Raw genomic sequence first — 19,445 nt, 5'->3', positions numbered from 1 at the left:
CATGCCGTTAGATCCAGCGCTTGAACCACATGCGCTGGAGCCACTCGGCGTGGGTGACCAGCTCGTTGGTCCAGATCGGCCAGAACCACCAGAACGCCACCGCGGCCAGGACGGCGTAGGAGCCGGCCACGACCGCGCCCAGCGTGCGCCGCCGGCTCGGCCGCAGGTCGGGGCCGACCAGACGGGCCAGCCCGAGGACCGTGGCCAGCACCATGAACGGCAGCGTCGCGATCGCGTAGAAGAGGAAGATCGTGCGGTCGTCGTACTGGAACCACGGCAGCCAGGTGGACGCCGCGCCGGCGACCGGGACGCCGAAGCGCCAGTCGCGGGCGCCCACCCACAGCACCAGCGCCGCGACGAGCGCCAGCGTGCCGCCCCACCAGACCACCGGGTTGCCCAGCAGCAGCACCTGGCGCAGGCAGGTGGAGCCAGCCGGGGCGTCGCAGCCCTGCTCGCCGGGCTGGATGTCGAGCTCGGTGGCCACGCCGACGGGGCGGTTGAGCAGCAGCCACCCGCCCGGCTTGGAGGCGTAGGTGTGGGTGGCGTCGTTGAGGAAGGCGGTGTGGAAGGTGTAGACGTCGCGGTGGTAGTAGGCCAGGGAGACCAGCGACTGCTTCACCTCGGCGAGGCCCTCGGCGTCGGGCTCCTCGCGGGTCGGCCACGCCTTGCCGCCGTCGTGGGTGGAGTACTGCGTGTTGGAGAGGGTCCGCTCGTACTCCTCGGCGTGCGCGAGCCAGCCGGTCCAGGAGGCGACGTAGACGACGAAGCCGACCAGCACGAGGTGCGCGAAGGCGGGGACGCCGTCGAGCAGCGCCGAGCGGAGGACCGGCCAGCGCACCCCGCGGGCGCGCCGGGCCCCGGCGCTCCAGCCCCAGACCAGCAGGCCGAAGACGGCCAGGGGGTAGAGGGCGGTCCACTTGGTGCCGATCGCGAGGCCGAAGACGACGCCACCGGCGAGCAGCCACGGCCGGAACCAGACCCGCGGGCCCCAGCCCTTCGTCACCCCGTCGGGGGTCCGCTCCGCGAGCCGGCGGTGGAACCACTGCCGGTCCGCGACCAGGCAGTGCACGGCCAGCAGCAGGAAGAACGCGAGGAAGATGTCGAGCAGCGCGAGCCGCGACAGGACCAGGTGGAGGCCGTCGAGGGCGAGCAGCAGGCCCGCCAGCAGGCCCCAGAGGACCGAGCCGGTCAGCCGCAGCGCGAGCCGGCACATCACCAGCACCATGAGGGAGCCGACCACGGCCGAGGCGATCCGCCAGCCGAAGGGGTCCATCCCGAAGGCCTGCTCGCCGAGCGCGATCAGCCACTTGCCGACCTCGGGGTGGACCACCATCGAGGGGTCGCCGAGCCAGACGTCGTCGGTGCTGCCCGACAGGATCGTCTCGTTGGCCCCCTCGACGTAGCCGCGCGCGTAGCCGTGGTGCAGCAGCGACCAGGCGTCCTTGGCGTAGTAGGTCTCGTCGAAGGAGAACTGGTGGGGCGAGCCGAGGCGGACGACCCGCAGCAGGAAGGTGACGCCCGTGAGCAGCAGGGCCGCGGACCACGCGACGACCGGGTCCTGGAGCCGGGGCCGGCGGCGCGTGGGGATCACGATCGGACACTGTAGACGGACCGCGGGGCAGGATGGGGGCCATGGACCAGGCGCGGGACGACCGGTACGACGGGCTCGACGAGCAGGGCGGTGACGGGGGCGACGACGAGGGCGGTGACCGGACCGGCGGCGGGCGCGGCGACGGCGACGGGGTGCTGGTGCTGGCCGCCACCCCGATCGGGCGGGTCGGCGACGCCCCGCCCCGGCTCGCCCACGAGCTCGCCACCGCCGACGTCGTGGCCGCCGAGGACACCCGGCGGCTGCGTCGGCTCACCTCCGACCTCGGGATCGAGGTCGGAGGGCGGGTGGTCTCCTACTTCGAGGGCAACGAGCAGGCCCGGACCCCGGCGCTGCTCGAGGCGCTGCTGGCCGGTGACCGGGTCGTGCTGGTCACCGACGCGGGGATGCCGAGCGTCTCCGACCCCGGCTACCGCCTGGTCGCCGCCGCGGTGGAGCACGACCTGCGGGTGACCGCCGTGCCCGGGCCCAGCGCCGTCCTCACCGCGCTGGCGGTCTCGGGGCTGCCGGTCGACAGGTTCTGCTTCGAGGGTTTCCTTCCCCGCAAGGCCGGCGAGCGGGCGCGGCGCCTGGACCGGCTCCGCGACGAGGAGCGGACGATGGTCTTCTTCGAGGCGCCCCACCGCACCGCCGCCCTGCTCTCGGCGATGGCCGACGCGCTCGGCGACGACCGGCCGGGCGCCGTCTGCCGCGAGCTCACCAAGACCTACGAGGAGGTGCGCCGCGGCGGGCTCCGGGAGCTGGCTGCCTGGGCGGCCGACGGGGTACGGGGCGAGGTGACGGTGGTGGTCGCCGGAGCCGAGGCCGCGCCGGAGGTGGGCGACGACCCCGAGAGCCTCGCCGCCGCCGTCGCCGACGCGGAGGAGGACGGGATGACGCGCAAGGAGGCGATCGCAGCGGTCGCGAAGCGGGCCGGCGTGCCCAAGCGGGTGGTCTACGACGTGGTGCACGTCCGGTGACGGCCGCGGGAGCGCCGTACGCCGGGGCGCGGGTCGGCGAGTACCGCCGGGGCTCCCTCGTCTTCGACGTCGTCGACGGCGGGCCGCTCGACGGCGAGCGGGTGGTGCTGCTGCACGGCTTTCCCGAGCGGGCGAGCTCGTGGGAGGCGGTCGCGGCGCTGCTGCAGGCCGAGGGGCTGCGGACCCTGGCCCCCGACCAGCGCGGCTACTCCCCGCGCGCCCGGCCGGCGACGCGGTGGTCCTACCGCTTCCCCGAGCTGGTGGCCGACGTCGCCGCCCTCGTCGAACAGGTCGGCGGCCCGGTCCACGTCGTCGGCCACGACTGGGGCGCCGCGGTCGCCTGGGGCCTGGCCGACCGGCGTCCCGACCTGGTCCGCACCCTGACCGCGGTCTCGGTGCCGCACCCCCGCGCGATGCTCCGCGCCAGCCTCCACGGGCCCCAGCTGGCGCGCTCCTGGTACGTGCTGCCGTTCAACGTGCCGGGCCTGCTCGAGACCCTGACCCGGGCGCGGCCCGACTTCTTCGACGTCCCGCTGCGCAAGGGCGGGATGCGCGCCGAGGACGTCGAGCGGGTGCACCGCGAGATCCTGGAGGACGGGGCGCTGCCCGGGGCGCTGGGCTGGTACCGGGGCGCCTTCCTGTCGCCGCCGAGGGTCGGCCGGATCCGGGTGCCGACGACCTACGTCTGGAGCGACCGGGACGTCGCGCTCAGTCGCGAGGCGGCGGAGGCGTGCGGCGACTTCGTGGACGCCGACTACGAGCTGGTGGTGCTGGAGGGGATGAACCACTGGATCCCGCGCCAGGCGCCGGAGGCGCTGACGGCCGCGGTGCTGGCCCGGATACGGTCGGTCGGGTGAGCGAACCGATCCGCACCCGTGCCGCGACCGAGGAGCGGTCCGGCGCCGCCCGCGACCGGGCCCGGCCGCCCGCCCCGGAGCCGCTGCCCCACCCCGTGGTCGACAACCACTGCCACCTCGACATCGCGGACGGCGACTGGCTGGCCACCGCCGACGCGGTCGCCGCGGCCGCCGCGGTCGGCGTCCCCCGGATCGTGCAGATCGGCTGCGACCTGCCGGGCGCGCGCTGGGCGGTGGAGGCGGCCGCCGAGCACGACGCGCTGGTGGCCGGGGTCGCGCTGCACCCCAACGAGGCGCCCCGGCTCGCGGCCGAGGGGCGGCTGGAGGAGGCGCTGGCCGAGATCGAGGCGCTGGCGCAGGCCCACGACAAGGTGCGGGCGGTGGGGGAGACCGGCCTCGACCACTTCCGCACCGGCGAGGAGGGGCGGGCCGCGCAGGAGGAGAGCTTCCGCCGCCACGTCGACCTCGCGAAGCGGCTGGGGAGGACCCTGGTGATCCACGACCGGGACGCCCACGACGACGTGCTGCGGGTGCTGGACTCCGAGGGCGTCCCCGACCGCTGGGTGATGCACTGCTTCTCCGGCGACGCCGCCTTCGCACGGGTGTGCCTGGACCGCGGCGCCCACCTCAGCTTCGCCGGGACCGTGACGTTCAAGAACGCCGGCCCGCTGCGCGAGGCGCTGACCGTCGCCCCCCGGGACCGGGTCCTCGTCGAGACGGACGCGCCGTACCTCACCCCGATGCCCTACCGGGGCCGGCCCAACGCCTCCTACCTCGTCCCGCACACGGTCCGGGCGATGGCCGAGGTCCGCGGCGACGACCTCGGCGAGCTCTGCGCCGCGATCGACGCCAACACCGAGGTGGCGTTCGGCGGGGCCTGGTAGCGCGTCGTGCGCAGGGCCTGGTGGCCCTGTGACGTCAGGCCCCTCGTGGGGCTGGTGGGACGAGAGGCTGGTCACCTCGTCCCCCAGATGAGGCAGTTCGAGTTTGGCCCGTACCCAATTTTCGTTATCGTCCCGTGATTGTTGGCCGGGATCGGAACGATGTTCGACCAGCGCGGAGCCCGTGCCACCGCACCCACCCGGTGCCGGCCGCGTCCCGCGCCGGTCACCGAGGCCCGGGAAGCACGACGCTTGGAGAAGTGTGCGCGACAAGATCGCACAGCTCAGCCGCAGCACCCCGCTGCTCGCCTCGCTGGTGGCCCTCGTGGCCGTGGCCCTCGTGGGCACCACGCTCGGATACTCCGCCCTCACCAAGTCGGTGACCCTGACGCTGGACGGCGAGACCCGCGAGGTCACCGCGATGGGCGACACCGTGGCCGACGTCCTCGCCGCCGAGGGCATCGAAGTGGGTGCGCGCGACGAGGTCGCGCCGTCCCTCGACGCCGAGGTCCGCGACGGCAGCGAGGTCACCGTGGCCTTCGGCCGCCCCCTCGAGCTGGTGGTCGACGGCGAGTCGGAGACCCACTGGGTCACGGCCGCCGACGTGGACGGCGCCCTGGCCCAGATCGGCGCGCGGTTCCGCGGCGCCGACCTCTCGGCCAGCCGCAGCGCCTCGATCCGGCGCGACGGCATGGAGCTGGAGGTCGTCACCCCCAAGCGCGTCGCCGTGGCCGTCGCCGGCCGCAAGGCGAAGCGCCACCAGGTGCCCGCGCTCACCGTGGCCGAGGTGCTCGACGAGCTCGGCATCCGGGTCGACGCCGACGACGTGGTGAAGCCCGCCCCGCGCCGCGCGGTCGAGCCCGGCGACCGGATCACCGTGACCCGCGTGAAGGTCCTCCGCAAGCAGGTCAAGGGCGAGGAGATCGCCTTCCGCACCGTCGAGCGCGAGGACGCCGACCTGTTCGAGGGCGAGGAGGAGACCGTCCGCGAGGGCCGCACCGGCCTGCGCGACGTCACCTACCGCCTGCGCTACGAGAACGGCGAGCTGGTGGACCGCACCGCCGTCGACACCACCGTGCGCCGCAAGCCGGTCGACGCGACCGTCCGGGTGGGCACGAAGTCCTCGGGCGCCAACTTCGCCGACGGCGGCACCGTGTGGGACCGGCTCGCGCAGTGCGAGTCGGGCGGCAACTGGGCGATCAACACCGGCAACGGCTACTACGGGGGCGTGCAGTTCAGCGCCGCCACGTGGCGGTCGGTGGGCGGCAGCGGCCTCCCGCACCAGCACAGCCGCGAGGAGCAGATCAAGCGCGCCTCGATCCTCCAGGCCCGTGCCGGCTGGGGCCAGTGGCCGCACTGCTCGGCGCAGCTGGGCCTGCGCTGACGCGCTCCCGCTCCCTCCCGCCCCTCCCGCTCCCGGGACGTCATACGCCGCGTGCCCACGCTCCTGCGGCTCGTGTGACGTCCCGCGGGGGCGAGGTCATAGGGTGGCGGCCATGACGTCCCGACCGCCGAGCCTGCTGGGACCGGCGGAGGTGCGCCAGCTGGCCGCCGAGCTCGACCTGCGCCCCACCAAGCAGCGGGGCCAGAACTTCGTCATCGACGCCAACACGGTCCGGCGGATCGTCCGCGACGCCGGGCTCACCGCCGACGACGTGGTGGTCGAGGTCGGCCCCGGCCTCGGCTCGCTCACCCTGGCGCTGCTCGAGGCGGCCGGTCGTGTGGTCGCCGTCGAGGTCGACCCGCTGCTCGCCGGACGGCTGCCGCGCACCGTCGCCGAGCGGGCCCCCGACCAGGCCGACCGCTTCGAGGTCGTGCTGGCCGACGCCCTGCGGATCGCCGAGGTCCCCGGCCCGGCGCCCACCGCGCTGGTCGCCAACCTGCCCTACAACGTCTCCGTCCCGGTGCTCCTGCACCTGCTGGCGCTGCTGCCCTCGCTGGAGAAGGGGCTGGTGATGGTGCAGTCCGAGGTCGCCGACCGGCTCGCCGCCGGCCCGGGCTCCAAGGTCTACGGCGTGCCCTCGGTCAAGGCGGCCTGGTACGCCGACGTGCGTCGCGCCGGCGCGGTCGGCCGCAACGTCTTCTGGCCGGCGCCCAACGTCGACTCCGGGCTGGTCGCCTGGACCCGGCGCGAGCCGCCGGCCACCAGCGCCACGCGCGAGCAGGTCTTCGCCGTCGTCGACGCCGCCTTCGCGCAGCGCCGCAAGACCCTGCGCGCCACCCTGCGCCCGATGGCCGGCTCCGCCGAGGCGGCCGAGGCCGCGCTCGTCGCCGCCGGCGTCGACCCGCAGGCCCGCGGCGAGCGGCTGGGGATCGAGGAGTTCGCGCGGATCGCCGAGCAGCTCGCGGCCCGGGCCGAGGTGGCCTCGTGATCCGCCGCCTGGAGGACTCCGAGGCCGGCGTGCTCACCGTGCGCGCCTCGGCCAAGGTCAACCTGCACCTCGGCGTGGGCGCGCCCCGCGAGGACGGCTTCCACCCGCTCGACACCGTCTACCAGGCGGTCAGCCTCTACGACGACGTCTCCGTGGCGGAGTCCTCGGAGTGGGCCGTCGAGACCGTGCTGTCGCCGTACCTCGCCGGCACCGCGCTGCCCGGGCCGGGCGAGAACATCGTCGACCGGGTGGGCGAGCTGCTGGGCGGCGGTGAGCGCGGCGCGTCCGTGCGGATCGGCAAGTCGATCCCGGTGGCCGGCGGCATGGCCGGCGGCTCGGCCGACGCTGCGGCCGCGCTGGTCGCCCTCGACCGGCTCTGGGACCTCGGCACCCCCGACGAGGAGCTGCTCGCCCTCGCGGCCCGGCTGGGCAGCGACGTGCCGTTCGCGCTGATCGGCGGGACCGCGCGCGGGCTGGGCCGCGGCGAGCAGGTGGTGCCGGTGGCCGACCACGGCGACTACGCCTGGGTGGTCGTGCCCGACCCGCGCGGCCTCTCCACACCCGCGGTCTACCGCCGCTACGACGAGCTCTTCCCCGACGCGCCCGCCGAGCCGGCCTCGGCGAGCCGGGTGCTGGAGGCGCTCTCGTACGGCGACCCCGGCCGCCTGGCGCTCGCGCTCCACAACGACCTCGAGCCCGCCGCGATCGACCTGCTCCCCGACCTCGAGGCGCTCCTCGAGCGCGGCGAGGCCGAGGGCGCGCTGCGCGGGATCGTCTCCGGCTCCGGCCCCACCTGCGTCTTCCTCTGCGAGTCGACCGAGGCGGCGCAGGCGGTCGCGGACGGCCTCGGCGCCGTACGCCCCCTGACCCTGCTCGCCGTCGGCCCGGTGGCCGGCGCCCACGTCGTCGAGGTGCTCTGAGTGGCCGTCCGTCCCAACCTGCTCAACCTCGAGCGGGTCTCGAAGTCCTACGGCGTCCGCCCGCTGCTCGACGACGTCTCGCTCGGCATCGGCGCGGGGGAGCGGATCGGCATCGTCGGCCGCAACGGCGACGGCAAGACCACCCTGCTCGAGGTGATGACGGGGATCGAGGAGCCCGACTCCGGCCGGGTCTCGCGCACCGGCGGCCTCGACGTCGGCTACCTGCACCAGGGCGACGAGCTCGTCGACTCCCACACCGTCCGCGAGTCGGTCCTGAGGGGCAAGGCGGACCACGAGTGGGCCGCCGACCCGACCGCGCGGGGCGTCGTGCGCGAGCTGCTCACCGGCATCGACCTCGACCGGTCGGTCGCCGGGCTCTCGGGCGGGGAGCGCCGGCGCTGCGCGCTGGCCGCGCTGCTGCTCGAGCCGCACGACCTCGTCGTCCTCGACGAGCCGACCAACCACCTCGACGTGGAGGCCGTCGCCTGGCTGGCGCGGCACCTGGTCGGCCTGCCGTCGGCGCTGGTCGTGGTGACGCACGACCGGTGGTTCCTCGACGAGGTCTGCCACACCACGTGGGAGGTCCACGACGGCCAGGTCGACTCCTACGAGGGCGGGTACGCCGCCTTCGTGCTGGCCAAGGCCGAGCGGCAGCGGCAGGCCGCGGCCAGCGAGAGCCGGCGGCAGAACCTGGTCCGCAAGGAGCTCGCCTGGCTGCGCCGCGGGGCGCCCGCCCGGACGTCGAAGCCGAAGTTCCGCATCGACGCGGCCAACCAGCTGATCGAGGACGTCCCGCCACCGCGCGACCGGCTCGAGCTGGAGCGGTTCGCCACCCAGCGGCTCGGCAAGGACGTCATCGACGTCGAGGACGTCGACCTCTTCCGCGGGGAGCGCCAGCTGCTCTCGCACGCCACGTGGCGGCTCGGCCCGGGCGACCGGGTGGGCGTCGTCGGCGTCAACGGCGCGGGCAAGACGTCGGTGCTCTCCATGCTCTCGGGCGAGCTGCCTCCCTCCGCCGGGCGGGTCAAGCAGGGGCGGACCGTGGCCCTGCAGCACCTGGGCCAGCAGCTCGACGACCTCGACCCCGAGGCTCGGGTGCTGCCCACGGTCGAGTCGATCCGGAGGGTGACGAAGACCCTCTCGGGGCAGGAGCTGACCGCCACCTCGATGCTGGAGCGGTTCGGCTTCACCGGCGACCGGCTCACCGCGCGGATCGGCGACCTCTCCGGCGGGGAGCGGCGCCGCTTCCAGCTGCTCCGGCTGCTGCTCACCGAGCCCAACGTGCTGCTGCTCGACGAGCCGACCAACGACCTCGACATCGAGACCCTCAACGTGCTCGAGGACTTCCTCGACGGCTGGCCCGGCACGCTCGTGGTGGTCTCCCACGACCGGTACTTCCTCGAGCGGGTCACCGACTCGGTGTGGGCGCTGCTCGGCGACGGCCAGATCTCGATGCTGCCGCGCGGGGTCGACGAGTACCTCGAGCGCCGCGAGGCCATGCTCGCCGCCGCCGGCCCTGCTGCCGCCTCCTCCCCGCGGACGTCATCAGGGGCGGCTGCCGGGGCGACCGCGCGTGACGACGTCCCGGGGCCCGCCGGCGTCGGGACCGGTACGTCGACGGGCGCGCCGAAGGCACGGTCCGGCAGTGCGGAGGAGCGGGCCGCCCGCAAGACGATGGCGCGGATCGACAAGCGGCTCGCCCGGATCGCCGAGCAGGAGGAGGAGCTCAACGCGCAGATCCTCGCCGCGGGCCAGGACTACGAGCGGATGGGGACGCTCAGCGCCTTGCTGCAGGAGCTCGCGGCCGAGCGCGACGACCTCGAGCTGGAGTGGCTGGAGGCCGCCGAGCAGGTCGAGTGACCTCGCGCCGGCTCAGCTGAAGGGCCGGAGCAGCCGGCGCAGCAGCGCGGCGAGCTGTTCGCGGTCGTCGTCGGGAAGGTCGCTCATCAGCCGTCCCTCCGCCTCGAGCAGCGCCTCGAAGGCGCCGTCGACGGCGACCTTGCCCTCGGGGGTGAGCCGGACCAGGACCCCGCGCCGGTCGTGCGGGTCGGGGAGCCGCTCGACCAGGCCGCGCGCGGTGAGCCGGTCGACGCGGTTGGTCATCGTGCCGCTGGTCACGAGGGTCTCGCGGAGCAGGCGGCCGGGGGAGAGCTCGTAGGGCTCGCCGGCCCGGCGCAGCGCCGCCAGCACGTCGAACTCCCACGACTCGATGCCGTGGGAGGTGAAGGCGGAGCGGCGAGCGAGGTCGAGGTGCCGGGCCAGCCGCCCGATCCGGCTGAACACCTCGACGGGGGCGAGGTCGAGGTCGGCGCGCTCCCGCGCCCACGCCTCCACCAGCTCGTCCACCTCGTCGCGCATGGGCCCACACTAACCCACGTCGAGAATCTTGACATCGAGAGAATCGGGCGGCAGGGTGACGCGCATGAGGCTCCACCACGTCCAGGTCTGCTGCCCGCGCGGCGGCGAGGAGACGGCCCGCGCGTTCTGGCGCGACGGCCTCGGCATGGCCGAGGTCGAGAAGCCCGAGGCGCTGCGCGGCCGCGGCGGCGCCTGGTTCCGGGCGTACGACGGCTCCGGCGCCGTCACCTGCGAGGTGCACGTCGGCGTCGAGGAGCCGTTCGCGCCAGCCCGGAAGGCGCACCCCGCCCTCGTGCTCGACTCGGTCGAGGCCCTGGACGCGGCGGGGGAGCGGCTCGCCGCCCTCGGCTTCGACGTCGACCACACCGAGCGGACGACCTTCCCCGGCCACGCCCGGCTGCACGCCTTCGACGGCCACGGCAACCGGGTCGAGCTCCTCGCCGCCCTGCTGCCTCCTCGATAGTCCCCCGCAAGGTGACCACGACACGCCGGGCGGGCGTGGTCAGAACGTGGGGGACTATCGAAAAAGGGGCAGGTCAGGGGGTGGCGGGGGCGTCCCCGGAACCCGGGAGGACGGGGCTGCGCTCCATCCCCGAGAGGCCGTTCCAGGCGAGGTTGACCAGGTGGGCGGCGACGATCTCCTTGGCCGGCCGCCGGGTGTCGAGCCACCACTGGCCGACCATCGCGACCATCCCGACGAGCATCTGGGCATACATCGGGGCGACCTTGGGGTCGAGCTCCTTCTCGGTGAACTTCTGCACGAGGATCCCCTCGACCCGGCTCGCCACGTCGCCGATGATCGACTTGAAGGTCGAGGTCGAGGCGCCCACCGGGCTGTCGCGGACCAGGATGCGGAAGCCGTCGGGGTTGGACTCGATGAAGTCGAGCAGGGCCACCGCCGAGTCGGCGAGCAGCTCGTGGCTGTGGACCGAGGTGAGCGACCCGCGCATCATCGTGAGCAGCTGGGTGACCTCGCGGTCGACCACGACGGCGTACAGCCCCTCCTTGCCGCCGAAGTGCTCGTAGACGACCGGCTTCGAGACGCCCGCCCGGGCCGCGACCTCCTCGACCGCGGTGCCGTCGAAGCCGCGCTCGGCGAAGAGGCTGCGCGCGACCTCGATGAGCTGCTCGCGCCGCTCGGCGCCCGTCATCCGGCTGCGGGGCTTCTTCGTGGCCATGGGAGGAGGGTAGGCGCTCGGGGCCGCTCCCGTCGGGACCCCGTGCCTAGGCTGGCGGGCATGAGCCTTCCGCAGCGACGCCTCGGCGACCTGTCCGTCAGCGCGATCGGGCTCGGCGCGATGCCGCTGTCGGTCCGCGGCGAGGAGGCCGCCGCCCGGGCCACGGCCACCATCCACGCGGCCCTCGACGCCGGCGTGACGCTCATCGACACCGCCGACTGCTACGCCCCCGACGGCACCGGGCTGGGTCACAACGAGCGGCTCGTCGCCGAGGCGCTGGCGACCTGGGACGGCGACTCCGACGCCGTGCTCGTCGCCACCAAGGGCGGCATCCGGCGCGAGGGTGCCGACTGGCCGGTCGACGGGCGTCCGGAGTGGGTCCGCGAGGCCGTCGAGGGGTCGCTGCAGCGGCTGGGCGTCGAGCGGATCGGCCTCTACCAGCACCACCGCCCCGACCCCGCGGTCCCGTACGCCGACACGATCGGCGCCTTCGCCGAGCTCGTGGTGCAGGGCAAGGTCGCCCGGGTCGGCCTCTCCAACGCCGACCCCGCCCAGATCCGGGAGGCCCACGGCATCCTCGGCGACGCGCTGGTCTCGGTGCAGAACCGCTTCTCCCCGAGCTTCCGCAGCTCCCGGCCCGAGCTCGAGCTGTGCGCCGAGCTCGGCCTGGTCTTCCTGCCGTGGAGCCCGCTCGGCGGCATCTCGCACGCCGGCGACCTCGGGGCGTCGTACGCCGACTTCGACGCCGTCGCGCGCAAGCACGACGCCTCCCCGCAGCAGGTCGCCCTGGCCTGGGAGCTCGCGCAGGACGACTGCGTCGTGCCGATCCCGGGGGCGAGCCGCCCGGAGACGATCCTCGCCTCGCTCGAGGCGCTCCGGCTCACCCTGGACGCCGACGACGTCGCCCGGCTCGACGCCTCCTCGGAGGAGTGGGCGTGAGCGAGGCGTCCCGGGGGGAGGGGCGTCAGGCCGTCTTGGTGTCGTCGGGAGCGCCGCCGACCATCGAGACCTGGAGGACCTTCTTCTCCCCGACGAACCGCTTCTGCACCAGCGTGGCCAGCCAGGTGAGGATCAGGTTGATCACGATGTAGAGCATCGCGGTGACGAACATCGTCGGCACCCGGTTGTCGAACTCGAGGTAGATCGAGCGCGAGATGGCGGTGAGACCGGGAGCGGCCACGTACAGGCCGAGGGCGGTGTCCTTGAGCGCGACGACGCACTGGCTGATGATCGCCGGCAGCATGATCTTGACCGCCTGCGGCATCAGGATGATGTTCATGACCTGGGTCTTGCGCATGCCGATCGCGTACGCCGCCTCGGCCTGGCCCTTGGGCACGGCATTGACGCCGGCGCGGAGCACCTCGGCCAGCACCGCGCCGTTGTAGAGCGTCAGCGCGACGACCACGGCCCAGTAGGAGGAGCTGTCGTCGGCGATGCCGAGCGCGTACCAGGTGAAGACCATGAGCAGCAGCACCGGCACGGCGCGGAAGAACTCCACGACCGCCCAGGCGGGCCAGCGCAGCCAGCCGTGGTCGGACATCTTGCCGACGCCCAGGACGAACCCGAGGACGACCGCGCCGGCGACCGCGGTGGCCGCCATCTTGACGGTCTCGAGGACGCCGTCGACGAGGAGGGCCTCGAGGAACCGGGGGGTCACGAAGACCTCCCACTTGTCGCCCTCGAGGTGGCCGGCGTCGTAGAAGCGCTTCACCGCCCAGACCAGGAAGGCCAGGAGGACGACGGCGGCGACGACGCTGTAGACCCGGTGCCGCGCGACGGTGCGGGGGCCCGGGGCGTCGAACAGGACGCTGGCGCTCATCAGGCGATCCTCCAGTGGCGCTCGAGCCGGTTGGCGGCGAAGGAGAAGAGCTCGACGAGCACGATGTAGCCGATCGCGAAGGCGACGAAGATGGCGGTGCGCTCGGAGCTGAAGCTGTTGGTCAGGGTGCGCATCTGGGACACCGCCTCGGCGACGCCGAAGACGGCGGCCACCGAGGTGTTCTTGATCAGCGCGATCTGGACGCTGGCCAGCGGCGGCACCGAGGCCCGGAAGGCCTGGGGCAGCACGACCTGGGTCATCACGCCCGAGAAGGGGAGCCCGATCGCGCGGGCGGCCTCGGCCTGGCCCAGCGGCACGGCGTTGACGCCGGAGCGCAGCGCCTCGCAGACGAAGGCGGAGGTGTAGAGCGAGAGGGAGACGACCGCGGCGCCGAAGAAGGCGGTGAGGTCGAAGTCGCCGAACCGCACCTGCAGCCAGTTGAACTTGATGTCCAGCACCGGCGCGGCGAAGGAGAAGAAGGCGAAGACGATGACCAGGGGCGTGTTGCGCACCATCGTGACGTAGAAGGCGGCCGCCTTGCTGAGCACGGCGATCGGCCCGACCCGGAAGGCGACGAGCAGCGTCCCGAGGACCATCGACAGCACGCCCGAGGCCAGGAAGAGGAAGAGCGTGTAGCCGAAGCCCCTGAAGTAGAGGTCGAGGTTGTCCAGGACTGCGTTCAAGCCCGCTTCCCTTCTCGGTTCTGGCTGGGGCCCGGGGCGGCGCGGGAGGCGCCGCCCCGGGTCATGGGTTCATGCGTGAGGCGTGACCGGGAGGGTCAGACGCACTCGTCCAGCGTGGGCGGCTCGGGGGTCTCGACGCCCGAGGGGCCGAGGGTGGACTCGAAGGCCTCCGCCCACGTGCCGTCCTCGAACGCCTCGGTCAGCGTCTCGTTGATCCACTCGCACATCTCGGGGCTGTCCTGCGAGTAGCCGACGCCGATGTTCTCCTCGGAGAACTCCTCGCCGACGACCTTGAGCTGGCCCTCGTTCTGGGCGGCGAAGCCGGCCAGGATGCTGCCGTCGGTCGACATGCCCTCGACGGTCCCGTCGAGCACCTTCTGGACGCACTCGGAGTAGGAGTCGAAGCCGACGCCCTTGGCGCCCTGCTCGTTGATCCGGTCGATCGAGGTCGAGCCGGTCACGGAGCAGACCTCCTTGCCCTTGAGGTCGTCGATGCTCTCGATGTCGCTGTCGGCCGGGACCAGCAGCTGCTGGCCGGTGACCATGTAGGGACCCGCCTGGCCGACCACCTTGCGGCGGTCCTCGGTGATCGAGTACGACGCCAGCACGAGGTCGACGCGACCCTCCTGGAGGAAGGGCTCGCGGTTGTCGGAGATCGTCTCGACCCAGATGTCGGGGTCGTTGGGGTCGATGCCGAGGTCGGCGACGAGGATCTTGGCGATCTCCACGTCGAAGCCCTTCGGGATGTCGTCGGTCGCGCCCTTGAAGCCGAGGCCGGGTTGGTCGAACTTCACGCCGACGGAGATCTTGCCCGACTCGGCGATCTCCTTCATGCGGGTGCCGTCCTCGAAGTCCTCCGCAGCGTTCTCCGCCACCTCGACGTCCTCGCCCGCGTCGTCCTCGCCCGCGTCGCCGCAGGCGGCGAGGCTCAGCGCCAGCGCGGCGCCCACGGCGAGCGCCTTGCTCCTGGTGAATCGCATGCTCTCTCCCTCGTTCTTCTTCGGTTGATGAGTGGTGCGTCCGGTGTCGTCCGCCCGAGCGGCGCGACGGGGGTCAGTGCTTGAGGATCTTGCCGAGGAAGTCCTTGGCCCGGTCGGAGGTCGGGTTCGTGAAGAACTCCTCGGGGGTGTTCTGCTCGACGATCGCGCCGTCGGCCATGAAGACCACCCGGTCGCCTGCCGTCCGGGCGAAGCCCATCTCGTGGGTCACCACGACCATGGTCATCCCGCGGCGCGCGAGGTCGACCATGACGTCGAGGACCTCCTTGATCATCTCGGGGTCCAGGGCCGAGGTGGGCTCGTCGAACAGCATCACCTTGGGCTCCATCGCCAGCGCCCGGGCGATCGCCACGCGCTGCTGCTGGCCGCCGGAGAGCTGAGCCGGGTACTTCTGCGCCTGGTGGGCGACGCCGACCCGCTCGAGCAGCTCCATGGCCCGCTTCTCGGCCTCGGCCTTGTCCTTGCCGCGGACCTTGACCGGGCCGAGCATGACGTTCTCGAGGATCGTCTTGTGGGCGAAGAGGTTGAAGGACTGGAAGACCATCCCGACCTCGGCGCGCAGGTTGGCGAGCGCCTTCCCCTCCTGGGGGAGCGGCTGCCCGTCGAGCGTGATCGTGCCCTTGTCGATCGTCTCGAGCCGGTTGATCGCCCGGCACAGCGTCGACTTGCCGGAGCCCGAGGGCCCGATCACCACGACGACCTCGCCGCGGTGGATGGTCAGGTCGATGTCCTGCAGCACGTGCAGCTGCCCGAACCACTTGTTCACGCCCTCGAGGACGACGAGCGGCTCGTCGGTCGGCTTCGGCATCGGGGCGTCGGCGGCCGGGGATCCCGCGGGAGTCTCGGTCATAGGGGGCAACCTATCCACCTGCTGTGACACAGGGCACCCCCCGACCCGGCGGGTTGGCCGAATCGTGACCTCGGCCGGAACGATTCGAGCGACCCAGCGCGTCGCCGTACCCTTGACCTGCCATGACTGCCACGCCCAGCACCGACCCGCGCCCGCTCGGCACCGAGACGCACGCCCGCACCTACGAGGTCCGCACCTACGGCTGCCAGATGAACGTCCACGACTCCGAGCGGCTCACGGGCCTGCTGGAGGACGCGGGGTACGCCGCCGCGCCGGCCGGCGAGCAGGCCGACGTGGTCGTCTTCAACACCTGCGCGGTCCGCGAGAACGCCGACAACCGGCTCTACGGCAACCTCGGCCACCTCGCGCCGGTCAAGGCGAAGAAGCCCGGCATGCAGATCGCCGTCGGCGGCTGCATGGCGCAGAAGGACCGCGACACGATCGTCAAGCGGGCCCCGTGGGTCGACGTCGTCTTCGGCACCCACAACATCGGCTCGCTGCCCGCCCTGCTCGACCGCGCCCGGTCGCAGGAGGAGGCGCAGGTCGAGATCCTCGAGTCGCTCTCGGTCTTCCCGTCCACGCTGCCCACCAAGCGCGACTCCGCCTACGCCGCGTGGGTCTCGATCTCGGTCGGCTGCAACAACACCTGCACCTTCTGCATTGTGCCGTCGCTGCGCGGCAAGGAGCAGGACCGGCGCCCCGGCGACATCCTCGCCGAGGTCCGCGCCCTGGTCGCCGAGGGCGTCACCGAGGTGACCCTGCTGGGCCAGAACGTCAACGCCTACGGCGTCGAGTTCGGCGACCGCCAGGCCTTCTCCAAGCTGCTGCGCGCCTGCGGCGAGATCGAGGGCCTGGAGCGGGTTCGCTTCACCTCGCCCCACCCGGCGGAGTTCTCCGACGACGTGATCGAGGCGATGGCCCAGACCCCGAACGTGATGCCCCAGCTGCACATGCCGCTGCAGTCGGGTTCCGACGCGGTGCTGCGGGCGATGCGTCGCTCCTACCGGCAGGCGAAGTTCCTCGGCATCCTCGACCGGGTCCGCGCCGCCATGCCCGACGCCGCGATCTCGACCGACATCATCGTCGGCTTCCCCGGCGAGACGGAGGAGGACTTCCGGGCCACCCTGGAGGTGGTCCGTCGCGCCAGGTTCGCGCAGGCCTACACGTTCCAGTACTCCATCCGCCCCGGCACGCCGGCCGCGACGATGCCCGACCAGGTGCCGCCCGACGTGGTGAAGGACCGCTACCAGCGGCTCGTCGCCCTCGTCGAGGAGGTCGCCTGGGAGGAGAACAAGAAGCGCGTCGGCCAGGTCGTCGAGCTGATGGTGTCGGAGGGGGAGGGGCGCAAGGACGCCGCCACCGCGCGCCTCTCGGGCCGCGGGCCCGACAACCGGCTCGTCCACTTCGAGGCCGACTTCTCCGGCGTCGGCGGCCAGGCCCCCCGCCCCGGCGACATGGTCACGGTCAAGGTCACCTACGCCGCGCCGCACCACCTCGTCGCCGACGGACCCGTGCTCGCGGTGCGCCGGACCCGCGCCGGCGACGCGTGGGAGCGGCGTACGGCGGCCCCCGCGCCCGCCGGCGTCGGGCTCGGCATGCCGTCGGTCGGCGTCCCCGCCCCCCTGCCCCCGGCGCCCGCCTGCGGCTGACCCGCCCTCGCTCGGTTTGTGCTCCCGATGGGTCACTCGGTGGCACATCCGGAGCACAAAGAGCGCTCGAAGGGGCTCAGCAGTCCGGACAGGAGCGGGGCGTCCCCGTCCACCCGCGCGCCGTGAGGAGGGCCGCGACCCGGTCGGCCGTGCGGCAGGGGGTCCCGAAGACCTGGCCCCAGCCGAGGCGGACCGTGACCCGGCCCGTCACGGCGGCGTCGAGGTCGCGTTCGAGGTCGCGGTGCCGGGCTGCTGCGGAGTCGTGGAAGAGGCGTCCGTCGATCTCCACCAGCACGCCCTGGGCCCGGTACTCCACGTCCCGGTAGACCGGCCCGCGCAGCGACTCCCGCACCTGGCGTCCCGCCGACGGCAGGCCGTGCGGCCGCTCGACCCGGTGGACGTAGCCGTGCTCCAGCACCGAGCAGGCCCCGTCGGCCACGTCGTCGAGCACCTGCGCGATGAACCGCCTCCTCGGCAGTCGGTCCAGGTCGGCCCAGCCCGCCCGCAGCACGGCGTACTCGGTGCGCATCCGGGGCGGCGCGAGGTTCCACTGCACCTTCGGCGTCAGGTCGGCCACCCGGTGGAGGCGGAGGCCCGGCGGCAGGTCGAGGTCCCGCTCACGCTCGACGGCGACGTGGATGACGGCCGGGTCGTGCGTGCGTCGACCCGGGCCGTCGGGCACGCGCAGTGCCGAGCCGTCGCAGAGCGCGCCGGGCCACGCGAAGAGGACCCCCGCCCAGGCTCGCTGCACCCAGGTCGGCTCCCCGGTGTGGGCGACGTAGACCCGTGGCAGGAGGCAGGTCAGCTCCCGTCGACGCTCGAGCCTCCGCAGGTCGTGCGGCTGGAGCCCGGCCTCGAGGGCCTGGCGGCGGGAGACGACGCCGCACTGGAGGGCAAGAAGCTCGGCGAAGTGGTCCGTGGGCACGGCCTGAGCCTCGCCGAGACCGGTCGGCCACGCTCGGCGCCCTTGCCGGGGCTGTGGACCAGCACGTCATCCCCAGGGTTTGTGCTCCCGATGGGTCACCTGGTGGCACATCCGGAGCACAAACCCCTGAGTCAGGGTCAGCGGCCCACGTCGTCCGCGTCGGGGGCCTGCTTCGGCGGGATTCCGACCGGCTTCGGCTCCTCGCCCCCTGCGGACTGCTCGGGCGGGGCGTCGGCGGGGTCGACCGGGTGGGGCGCGACGTCGCGCAGGCCGTCGGTCGCCTCCTGGCCGGGGCCGGCGTGCCCGACCCGCTCGCTGCTCAGGCCCATGCCGCCGGCCAGCCGGTCGTCGCCGCCGGCCGAGGGGTTGGAGCCCTGCAGGACCTCCGCGACGTCGGGGTCGACGGCCCCGGGGTCGCGGCCGGGGTTCAGGTCGTCGCCGGGGGGCCGGTCGCCGGTGCGCTCGTCCCCGCTCATGCCGGGGGCTCGTCCTCGGTGGTGTCCTCGCCCGAGACCTTGCCGTCGTCGGGCGCCTGCTCCTTCTCGTCGTCGGGCTCGGAGATCTCGTCGGGGAGCACGTCCTCGACGGCCGCGTTGTCGTCGGGGTCCAGGTCGTGGGGGACCGGGCCGCCCGGCTCGTCGGGGATCACCGCGTCGACGCCGCCCGGGTGGAGCTCGGGCTCCTCCGTCGTGGGTTCGGGTTGCTTGCCGATCTGGGCGTCCATGGGGGTGCTCCTGGTTCAGAATCCGAAGGTCAGGTACTTCACACCCGTTCCCAGATTCGCCAGCGCCAATCGTTCGTGCGGCACCACCGGGTCGGGCAGCGCGTCGACCCGGAACCACTCGAGCCCGGCGCACTTCTCCGGCTCCACGATCCGTGGCTCGCCCGTCCACGACCGGGCGCTGAAGAAGAAGTCGACCCGCTCGTCGATCGGCAGGTCGTGCCGGGTCCGCTGCATCGTGAGCTCCATCCGCAGGTCGACGTCGGTGACGCCGAGCTCCTCGAGCGCCTCGCGGTGCGCCGCGTCGTACGCCGTCTCCCCGCGCTCCACGTGCCCGGCCGCGGCGGCGGCCCAGTGGTCGTCCATGTAGCCGGTCCCGGTCCGCAGCTGGAGGAGGACCTCGGTCGCGCCGTCCCGCTCGCGGAGCAGGAAGATGTAAGACGCGGGGACGACGACGAAGCGGTCCACGTCAGCCGGTGGGGTGCTGGGGATCGGTCGGCGGGCCGGGCTGGGCGAGGCCCTGCCGCTGCACCTGGTCGGGGTCCTGCTCCGGCGTCGTCGCCGGCCGGTCCTGCGTCTGCTCCTCGCCCGCCTGCTCGGGCTGCTGAGCGTCGTCGCGGTCGTCCACGGAACCCATCGTTCCTCCTCGTCCTCGTCGCCTCCGGT

The 19,445-nt window shown here is 73.4% G+C and carries 22 protein-coding genes; 10 read left to right on the top strand and 12 right to left on the bottom strand.

From position 1 onward, the window contains the following. Nucleotides 1-7: 7 nt before the first annotated feature. Complete coding sequence (locus DNK53_RS14990; protein WP_239456552.1) at nucleotides 8-1,591, bottom strand: dolichyl-phosphate-mannose--protein mannosyltransferase; 1,584 nt, start codon at nucleotides 1,589-1,591, stop codon at nucleotides 8-10. 152 nt (nucleotides 1,592-1,743) lie between these two features. Between DNK53_RS14990 and rsmI the strand changes: the two genes are divergently transcribed. The 7 genes from rsmI (at nucleotide 1,744) to DNK53_RS14955 (ending at nucleotide 9,458) form a co-directional block, all read left to right on the top strand. Beyond that, nucleotides 1,744-2,568, top strand: coding sequence for a 16S rRNA (cytidine(1402)-2'-O)-methyltransferase (gene rsmI / locus DNK53_RS14985; RefSeq protein ID WP_239456568.1), 825 nt, complete (start codon nucleotides 1,744-1,746; stop codon nucleotides 2,566-2,568). Further along, on the top strand, nucleotides 2,565-3,425 hold the full coding sequence (locus tag DNK53_RS14980; protein WP_110183080.1) for an alpha/beta fold hydrolase: 861 nt from the start codon (nucleotides 2,565-2,567) through the stop codon (nucleotides 3,423-3,425). The genes rsmI and DNK53_RS14980 overlap by 4 nt, the downstream gene beginning before the upstream one ends. Then, nucleotides 3,422-4,309 (top strand): TatD family hydrolase, encoded by an 888-nt coding sequence (locus tag DNK53_RS14975; protein ID WP_239456551.1) that lies wholly within the window; start codon nucleotides 3,422-3,424, stop codon nucleotides 4,307-4,309. The genes DNK53_RS14980 and DNK53_RS14975 overlap by 4 nt, the downstream gene beginning before the upstream one ends. A gap of 259 nt (nucleotides 4,310-4,568) precedes the next feature. Continuing rightward, nucleotides 4,569-5,690 (top strand): resuscitation-promoting factor, encoded by a 1,122-nt coding sequence (locus DNK53_RS18420; protein WP_110183079.1) that lies wholly within the window; start codon nucleotides 4,569-4,571, stop codon nucleotides 5,688-5,690. A gap of 112 nt (nucleotides 5,691-5,802) precedes the next feature. Continuing rightward, entirely contained in the window at nucleotides 5,803-6,678 is an 876-nt protein-coding gene (gene rsmA / locus DNK53_RS14965) for a 16S rRNA (adenine(1518)-N(6)/adenine(1519)-N(6))-dimethyltransferase RsmA (RefSeq protein ID WP_204163940.1), read from the top strand. Beyond that, nucleotides 6,675-7,598 (top strand): 4-(cytidine 5'-diphospho)-2-C-methyl-D-erythritol kinase, encoded by a 924-nt coding sequence (locus DNK53_RS14960; RefSeq protein ID WP_239456550.1) that lies wholly within the window; start codon nucleotides 6,675-6,677, stop codon nucleotides 7,596-7,598. The genes rsmA and DNK53_RS14960 overlap by 4 nt, the downstream gene beginning before the upstream one ends. Next, on the top strand, nucleotides 7,599-9,458 hold the full coding sequence (locus DNK53_RS14955; protein ID WP_110183077.1) for an ABC-F family ATP-binding cassette domain-containing protein: 1,860 nt from the start codon (nucleotides 7,599-7,601) through the stop codon (nucleotides 9,456-9,458). A 12-nt stretch (nucleotides 9,459-9,470) separates the two neighbouring features. On the opposite strand, the gene DNK53_RS14950 is transcribed toward DNK53_RS14955, so the two are convergent. Next, nucleotides 9,471-9,956 (bottom strand): MarR family winged helix-turn-helix transcriptional regulator, encoded by a 486-nt coding sequence (locus DNK53_RS14950; RefSeq protein WP_110183076.1) that lies wholly within the window; start codon nucleotides 9,954-9,956, stop codon nucleotides 9,471-9,473. Between the two features lie 64 nt (nucleotides 9,957-10,020). Between DNK53_RS14950 and DNK53_RS14945 the strand changes: the two genes are divergently transcribed. Continuing rightward, nucleotides 10,021-10,419: a VOC family protein gene (locus tag DNK53_RS14945; protein WP_110183075.1), complete on the top strand. Its 399-nt coding sequence runs from the start codon at nucleotides 10,021-10,023 to the stop codon at nucleotides 10,417-10,419. Nucleotides 10,420-10,492: 73 nt separating this feature from the next. Here the strand turns inward: DNK53_RS14945 and DNK53_RS14940 are convergent, their stop codons facing one another. Beyond that, complete coding sequence (locus tag DNK53_RS14940) at nucleotides 10,493-11,134, bottom strand: TetR/AcrR family transcriptional regulator (protein ID WP_110183074.1); 642 nt, start codon at nucleotides 11,132-11,134, stop codon at nucleotides 10,493-10,495. Between the two features lie 60 nt (nucleotides 11,135-11,194). On the opposite strand from DNK53_RS14940, the gene DNK53_RS14935 reads away from it, so the two are divergent. After that, a complete protein-coding gene (locus tag DNK53_RS14935) occupies nucleotides 11,195-12,073 on the top strand; it encodes an aldo/keto reductase (RefSeq protein ID WP_110183073.1) in 879 nt (292 codons plus the stop codon). Between the two features lie 25 nt (nucleotides 12,074-12,098). Here the strand turns inward: DNK53_RS14935 and DNK53_RS14930 are convergent, their stop codons facing one another. The 4 genes from DNK53_RS14930 to DNK53_RS14915 form a co-directional block, all read right to left on the bottom strand. Next, complete coding sequence (locus DNK53_RS14930) at nucleotides 12,099-12,953, bottom strand: amino acid ABC transporter permease (RefSeq protein ID WP_110183072.1); 855 nt, start codon at nucleotides 12,951-12,953, stop codon at nucleotides 12,099-12,101. Next, nucleotides 12,953-13,636: an amino acid ABC transporter permease gene (locus tag DNK53_RS14925; protein WP_110183071.1), complete on the bottom strand. Its 684-nt coding sequence runs from the start codon at nucleotides 13,634-13,636 to the stop codon at nucleotides 12,953-12,955. The genes DNK53_RS14930 and DNK53_RS14925 overlap by 1 nt, the downstream gene beginning before the upstream one ends. A gap of 95 nt (nucleotides 13,637-13,731) precedes the next feature. Beyond that, a complete protein-coding gene (locus DNK53_RS14920) occupies nucleotides 13,732-14,616 on the bottom strand; it encodes a glutamate ABC transporter substrate-binding protein (protein WP_110183070.1) in 885 nt (294 codons plus the stop codon). A gap of 73 nt (nucleotides 14,617-14,689) precedes the next feature. Next, on the bottom strand, nucleotides 14,690-15,442 hold the full coding sequence (locus DNK53_RS14915; RefSeq protein ID WP_110183193.1) for an amino acid ABC transporter ATP-binding protein: 753 nt from the start codon (nucleotides 15,440-15,442) through the stop codon (nucleotides 14,690-14,692). Between the two features lie 164 nt (nucleotides 15,443-15,606). Between DNK53_RS14915 and miaB the strand changes: the two genes are divergently transcribed. Beyond that, on the top strand, nucleotides 15,607-17,133 hold the full coding sequence (gene miaB / locus DNK53_RS14910; RefSeq protein ID WP_110183069.1) for a tRNA (N6-isopentenyl adenosine(37)-C2)-methylthiotransferase MiaB: 1,527 nt from the start codon (nucleotides 15,607-15,609) through the stop codon (nucleotides 17,131-17,133). A gap of 76 nt (nucleotides 17,134-17,209) precedes the next feature. Here the strand turns inward: miaB and DNK53_RS14905 are convergent, their stop codons facing one another. The 5 genes from DNK53_RS14905 to DNK53_RS17615 all read right to left on the bottom strand — a co-directional run bounded on the left by DNK53_RS14905 (nucleotide 17,210) and on the right by DNK53_RS17615 (nucleotide 19,416). Beyond that, a complete protein-coding gene (locus DNK53_RS14905; protein WP_110183068.1) occupies nucleotides 17,210-18,058 on the bottom strand; it encodes a hypothetical protein in 849 nt (282 codons plus the stop codon). Between the two features lie 137 nt (nucleotides 18,059-18,195). Next, nucleotides 18,196-18,534 carry a hypothetical protein gene (locus DNK53_RS14900; RefSeq protein WP_110183067.1) on the bottom strand — a complete coding sequence of 113 codons (339 nt, stop codon included), beginning with the start codon at nucleotides 18,532-18,534 and terminating at the stop codon, nucleotides 18,196-18,198. Next, nucleotides 18,531-18,782, bottom strand: coding sequence for a hypothetical protein (locus tag DNK53_RS14895; protein WP_110183066.1), 252 nt, complete (start codon nucleotides 18,780-18,782; stop codon nucleotides 18,531-18,533). The genes DNK53_RS14900 and DNK53_RS14895 overlap by 4 nt, the downstream gene beginning before the upstream one ends. Nucleotides 18,783-18,797: 15 nt before the next feature. Continuing rightward, nucleotides 18,798-19,247 carry an NUDIX domain-containing protein gene (locus tag DNK53_RS14890; RefSeq protein ID WP_110183065.1) on the bottom strand — a complete coding sequence of 150 codons (450 nt, stop codon included), beginning with the start codon at nucleotides 19,245-19,247 and terminating at the stop codon, nucleotides 18,798-18,800. Between the two features lies 1 nt (nucleotide 19,248). Next, nucleotides 19,249-19,416 carry a hypothetical protein gene (locus tag DNK53_RS17615; RefSeq protein ID WP_162599968.1) on the bottom strand — a complete coding sequence of 56 codons (168 nt, stop codon included), beginning with the start codon at nucleotides 19,414-19,416 and terminating at the stop codon, nucleotides 19,249-19,251. Between the last annotated feature and the right edge of the window lie 29 nt (nucleotides 19,417-19,445).

The organism is Nocardioides solisilvae (genome assembly GCF_003194625.1).
GTDB classification, from domain to species: Bacteria; Actinomycetota; Actinomycetes; order Propionibacteriales; family Nocardioidaceae; genus Nocardioides; species Nocardioides solisilvae.
The sequence above is the reverse complement of the archived record's forward strand: the minus strand, read 5'-3'. Positions and strand labels throughout refer to the sequence as shown.

What these genes read in the sequence shown, in the direction of transcription:
- rsmA (WP_204163940.1), top strand. Translation starts at nt 5,803, where the DNA reads ATGACGTCCCGACCGCCGAGCCTGCTGGGACCGGCGGAGGTGCGCCAG.
- DNK53_RS14950 (WP_110183076.1), bottom strand. Translation starts at nt 9,956, where the DNA reads ATGCGCGACGAGGTGGACGAGCTGGTGGAGGCGTGGGCGCGGGAGCGC.
- DNK53_RS14945 (WP_110183075.1), top strand. Translation starts at nt 10,021, where the DNA reads ATGAGGCTCCACCACGTCCAGGTCTGCTGCCCGCGCGGCGGCGAGGAG.
- DNK53_RS14940 (WP_110183074.1), bottom strand. Translation starts at nt 11,134, where the DNA reads ATGGCCACGAAGAAGCCCCGCAGCCGGATGACGGGCGCCGAGCGGCGC.
- DNK53_RS14935 (WP_110183073.1), top strand. Translation starts at nt 11,195, where the DNA reads ATGAGCCTTCCGCAGCGACGCCTCGGCGACCTGTCCGTCAGCGCGATC.
- DNK53_RS14930 (WP_110183072.1), bottom strand. Translation starts at nt 12,953, where the DNA reads ATGAGCGCCAGCGTCCTGTTCGACGCCCCGGGCCCCCGCACCGTCGCG.
- DNK53_RS14920 (WP_110183070.1), bottom strand. Translation starts at nt 14,616, where the DNA reads ATGCGATTCACCAGGAGCAAGGCGCTCGCCGTGGGCGCCGCGCTGGCG.
- DNK53_RS14915 (WP_110183193.1), bottom strand. Translation starts at nt 15,442, where the DNA reads ATGCCGAAGCCGACCGACGAGCCGCTCGTCGTCCTCGAGGGCGTGAAC.
- miaB (WP_110183069.1), top strand. Translation starts at nt 15,607, where the DNA reads ATGACTGCCACGCCCAGCACCGACCCGCGCCCGCTCGGCACCGAGACG.
- DNK53_RS14900 (WP_110183067.1), bottom strand. Translation starts at nt 18,534, where the DNA reads ATGAGCGGGGACGAGCGCACCGGCGACCGGCCCCCCGGCGACGACCTG.
- DNK53_RS14895 (WP_110183066.1), bottom strand. Translation starts at nt 18,782, where the DNA reads ATGGACGCCCAGATCGGCAAGCAACCCGAACCCACGACGGAGGAGCCC.
- DNK53_RS17615 (WP_162599968.1), bottom strand. Translation starts at nt 19,416, where the DNA reads ATGGGTTCCGTGGACGACCGCGACGACGCTCAGCAGCCCGAGCAGGCG.